Below are 1,250 nucleotides of genomic sequence, written 5' to 3' on the forward strand. Positions count from 1 at the left end.
GTGACGTGACCCCCGTTTCTTCATCCATCTGGAACTAGAGACCGGCCCCTCGAAGGGACGGACGGAATGAAGCGGAAGCAGTTTTCGGAAGAGCAGATCATCGGCATCCTGAAGGAGGCCGAGGCGGGGGCGGTGGTGACGGAGCTGTGCCGCAAGCACGGGATGTCGAGCGCGACCTACTATGCGTGGAAGGCGAAGTTCGGCGGCCTGGAGGTGTCTGACGCAAAGCGCCTGCGGTCGCTCGAAGAGGAGAACGCCCGGCTCAAACGGCTATTGGCGGACACGATGCTCGACAACGCGGGGTTGAAAGACCTGCTATCAAAAAAGTGGTGACGCCCGCCGCGAAGCGGCAAGCGGTCGCGCATCTCCAGGCGACGTTAGGGATGAGCGAGCGGCGGGCGTGCATGGTTGTTGGGGCAGACCGCACGAGCATGCGGTATCGCTCGTGCCGGGCAGATGATGGCGACCTGCGGTCGCGTTTGCGTGAGCTGGCGCAGCAGCGTCGGCGGTTCGGCTATCGGCGTCTGCACATCCTGCTTCGCCGGGACGGCATCACGATCAACCGCAAGAAGACCCAGCGGCTCTATCGTGAGGAAGGGCTGACTGTCAGGCGCCGGAAGGGACGAAAGCGCGCCGTCGGCGCGCGGGCGCCCGCGCCGGTGCTGGCACTTCCCAATCAGCGCTGGAGCCTGGACTTCGTGCACGACCAGCTCGTTACCGGCCGACGGTTCCGCGTGCTCAACATCGTCGACGACGTCACGCGCGAATGCCTCCGGGCGGTAGTGGACACGTCAATCTCGGGCCGGCGGGTCGTGCGCGAACTGGCCGATCTGATCGCCGAGCGCGGCAAGCCGAAGATGATCGTCAGCGACAACGGGACTGAACTGACGTCGAACGCGGTGCTCGTCTGGTCGGGAGATGTCGGCGTCGAGTGGCACTACATCGCGCCTGGCAAGCCGACGCAGAATGGCTTTGTCGAGAGCTTCAACGGTCGCATGCGCGACGAGCTGCTCAACGAGACGCTGTTCTTCACCATCGGTCAGGCCCGCTCGATCCTGTCGCGCTGGGTCGACGACTACAACACCGAGCGGCCGCACTCGTCGCTCGGCTACACTACTCCGGCAGCCTTCGCTGCCGGGCTCGAACAGCAACGGGCGGGGTTAACCCCGCCCGTTGCTTCACCTGCGCTCATGCGCGAAAACCACGGTCGGTCTCTGGTTGCCGCTGGATGAAAGACCGGGGTCACGTCA

Annotated in this window: 1 protein-coding gene; it reads left to right on the forward strand. The window is 64.8% G+C overall.

Translation table 11 applies throughout. The annotated features are described in order from the left end of the window. The first annotated feature begins 66 nt into the window (after window positions 1-66). Window positions 67-1,232 (forward strand): IS3 family transposase gene (locus FHY03_RS20680; RefSeq protein WP_409314225.1). Its coding sequence is split into 2 segments (ribosomal slippage): window positions 67-328 and window positions 328-1,232, totalling 1,167 coding nucleotides; the frame shifts between segments, so codons are not numbered across the junction. Window positions 1,233-1,250 lie beyond the last annotated feature (18 nt).

It is taken from the genome of Sphingomonas sp. BK345 (assembly GCF_014193845.1).
Lineage (GTDB): Bacteria > Pseudomonadota > Alphaproteobacteria > Sphingomonadales > Sphingomonadaceae > Sphingomonas.